Genomic DNA, 3,593 nt, shown 5'->3' with positions numbered 1-3,593 from the left:
GACCAACTTTCTCATTTTATCGAAGGATCACGAAGAAAAACCCCTATTTACGTACTTCTTCGTGCCCTTCAGTGAGCAACGCGAACGGGTGGTTTAAAAATTGAAAAATCACCTCCAACTTGAGGGAAGTGCATAACCAGATTGACTAATTTACTGTCATAAATCATTCTGAAAGTTAACTGTTAACAATTTTTTGAGATGGTGTTATATGTATTTTTTAAATTATTTTAAAAGTAGAGGAATACATAACTGGTTTCCCGCTTATATAAAAACTTTTATAAATAAAGAGAATTTACAAACGAATAAAACTAAGCATATTATGTTTTCAGTTGTAGATCATTATGAACCATTCCATTCTGGTGGAGGTCTTCAAAAGGCTTGTGAAAGGGTAAATGCATGGTCAGTAAAATACCCTTCCATGGCAAATAAACATAGAGATTCAGATGGAAAACCCCCACAACATTCATGGTTTTATCCTCCGCATTTGGATCATCGATTTTTAGGTGATATAATTAAATTATGCAAATCAGGTTACGGTGAAATTGAGATGCATCTTCACCATAACCATATGGAACCTTTCCCTGACACTTCTGAAACTTTAAAACTAAAAATTTTGAAATGTATAGAAGATTATTCAAAATATGGTATCTTTTGTTTGCCTAACGGATCAAAGACCTTTGCTTTTATACATGGTGACTGGTCTTTAGATAATGCCCTTGGCCCAGAAATATGTGGTGTTAATAATGAAATTGAAATATTAAATGAATGTGGCTGTTATGCAGACTTTACATACCCATCACTTGGGCTTGCTCAGCCACAAACTATTAATAAAATATACTATGCTAAGGATGATCCAAAAAAATCAAAATCATATAATAAAGGAAAAGCAGTTTGTGTCGGTGGTGAGCCTTGGGGCGACTTAATGATCATACAGGGGATTGTTGGTTTAAGATGGAAATCAAGGATACATAGATTTAAACCATCAATTGAGAGTTCAAACCTTGATCGTTCAGACTACCCGTTTCCTAAAAGAACCGATTATTGGATAAATAATGCTGTACGAATACAGGGACGTCCTGAGTGGCTGTTTGTTAAGCTTCATACCCACGGGTGCAGAGAAGTTGATTTTGACTTATTAATTGGTAATACAGCAGATGAAATGTATAAACATTTGGAAGGGAATTATAACGATGGGGAGCATTATTGTTTGCACTATGTTACAGCTCGAGAGATGTATAATATCATTAAAGCAGCTGAACGTGGTTATGAAGGAAACCCAAATGAATATAGAGATTTAGTCATCCCAAAGTATATTTATTTAACTTAAAAAATTTAGCGGTTCTCTAAAAAGCTCCAGTAAATGCGAAAAACTCAAATATTAGGTCAAGATCTAATGAAATTTATGGCTTAATTTCTCTTGAATTTTACATATTATTAAGGGATATAGACCAATCATGGGCTTCACGGTGCATCTGGCTGAACAGATTACTTGAGCTTCATAGATAACCGGAAAAAATTTATTTGATTATGATTAAGAAATTAATTTTAAAAATAAAAAGAAAAGAGACACCTTTTTATTCAATGTTATATGATTATATAAAAAAAATTACACGAATTGAAATACCTACAATTAAGCCTATACATAAATTTTTATTTTTAGAGCGTCAAATAAGGATTCGTTTACTGTACTGGCTAAGTGTTAAGCTGTATTATGAACCACTCTTTAAATCTCAGTGTTCAAGTGTTGGAAATAATTTTAGAATTGTAAGAGGGCATTTACAGGGGATACCATATATTTCAGGTGGCCTTACTATGATAATCGGTGATAATGTAACTTTGCATAGTGTTATTACTTTTTCTGCGAGTAAAGTTTTTGATAATCCAAAATTAATCATTGGTGATACGACATATATAGGTTCATATGTTAGTATAAGTGTAGCTGATGAAGTATCTATTGGAAATCATTGTTTTATTGCAGGTAATGTAACGATTAGAGATAATGACGGTCATTCTTATGATTATTTGAAAAGAAGGAAGGACGAACAGGTAGAGGCATGTGATGTTAAAAAAGTGAAAATCGGAAATGACGTGTGGATTGGATCCGGAGCTACTATATTAAAAGGTGTTTCTATTGGAGATGGGGCTATAATTGCTAGTGGAACTATTGTAACAAAAAATGTTGATGCCTTTACTATTGTCGGGGGTAATCCTTCAAAGAAATTAAGAAAGCTGGATATATGAAAATTATTTTTTTAAGTCATATGTTTCCCAACAAAAATAAGCCTCTATCATCGGTATTTGTTGCTGAAAAAGCAAAAGCCCTCTGTAAACGTAATTCCCTAAAAATAATTGCACCCATATCTTTTTTCCCGTTTAAGAATGAGATTTTACCAAAAAAAATTGATTATTTTGACGGGTTGGAAGTTTTATATCCAAAATATTTGTCAATGCCTTTTTTTCATATCCGGTGGTATTCTTACTATTGTGCTTTATTACTTGAAAATATTAAAAATTATATAAAAATTTCAGATATTATAAATGTTGAATGGATATATCCTGATTGTTTTGTGGCAAATAAATTTGCAAAAAAATATAATAAGAAGGTTGTAATAACGGTTCATGGTAATGAAGCTTTAGGATATTTTGAATCTTCTGGAAGAAGAAAAAAGTATATTCAATCTCTTCGAGAAGCTGATCATATTATTTGTGTAAGCAATGATTTAAAAAATAAAATAACGTATGATTATAAAATATTGGACCATAAAATTTCTGTGATTCCTAATGGTATTGATATTAAAAAATTTCATATCCTTAATAAGGATAAAGCATTATCCAAGCTTTCAGTTGAGATACCTTCAGATGTAAAAGTTTGTGTTTGTGTAGCCAGGCTGTCTGAGGAAAAGGACCTTCATACACTAATTAAATCTATAAGCTTTATAAAAAAAGGCCTTAAATTATTTATTATTGGTGACGGTCCTTTAAAAAAAGAGCTTCAAAATTTTATCACAAGCTTAAGGTTATGGAATTCTGTATGTTTAGTTGGCCCCGTACCTCATGACGAAATAATAAACTGGCTAAATGCTGCGGACATATTTTGTATGTCTTCTACCAGAGAAGGTTGCCCTGTTGTTATCCATGAGGCACTTGCTTGTGGTGTTCCTGTTATTTCTTCTGATGTAGGAGGGATTCCAGATATAATAAACAACGATAAATATGGATTTCTGTGTGAACCGATGAATGCTGAATTGTTATCAAAAAATATTGAAATAGCAATAAATAAAGAGTGGAATAACAAAGAAATTTCAAATTATGGTTTGCAATTCACTTGGGACAAGGTTGCAAAAGAAATGGAAGATGTTTTTAAAAGTCTTCTAAGCTATTAACTCAACTTTCGGTAATGAGTTTTCCGCTGACTAAATTGTTCTTTGACTCTCTATCGTCGCAGGTAAGCGGGTTGAAGCCTTAAGCATATCATAGACCGCATCATTTCCGAAAGGGCGTTCGTCATTCAACACGATGCTCCGGTAAAAATTCTTACCGACAAAAGGCAACGTAAATATGGCTTACCGGTTCTCTAAGAACCTCTAGTAAAT

At 32.6% G+C, this 3,593-nt stretch carries 2 protein-coding genes and 1 pseudogene; all 3 read left to right on the top strand.

All coding sequences use genetic code 11. From position 1 onward, the window contains the following. The first annotated feature begins 208 nt into the window (after nucleotides 1-208). The 3 genes and pseudogenes from ACYQ11_RS21730 to ACYQ11_RS21720 all read left to right on the top strand — a co-directional run bounded on the left by ACYQ11_RS21730 (nucleotide 209) and on the right by ACYQ11_RS21720 (nucleotide 3,383). A complete protein-coding gene (locus ACYQ11_RS21730) occupies nucleotides 209-1,327 on the top strand; it encodes a hypothetical protein (RefSeq protein ID WP_459925932.1) in 1,119 nt (372 codons plus the stop codon). A gap of 746 nt (nucleotides 1,328-2,073) precedes the next feature. Continuing rightward, a pseudogene (locus tag ACYQ11_RS21725) lies at nucleotides 2,074-2,229 on the top strand (DapH/DapD/GlmU-related protein); the annotation flags it as partial. 8 nt (nucleotides 2,230-2,237) lie between these two features. Then, on the top strand, nucleotides 2,238-3,383 hold the full coding sequence (locus tag ACYQ11_RS21720; protein WP_459925931.1) for a glycosyltransferase: 1,146 nt from the start codon (nucleotides 2,238-2,240) through the stop codon (nucleotides 3,381-3,383). Nucleotides 3,384-3,593: the final 210 nt, after the last annotated feature.

The organism is Desulfatiferula olefinivorans, from assembly GCF_054657895.1.
This window is presented reverse-complemented; position numbering and strand designations above follow the sequence as displayed.

Excerpts from the sequence above, each read along its gene's own strand:
- ACYQ11_RS21720 (WP_459925931.1), top strand. The coding sequence starts at position 2,238 with ATGAAAATTATTTTTTTAAGTCATATGTTTCCCAACAAAAATAAGCCT.
- ACYQ11_RS21730 (WP_459925932.1), top strand. The coding sequence starts at position 209 with ATGTATTTTTTAAATTATTTTAAAAGTAGAGGAATACATAACTGGTTT.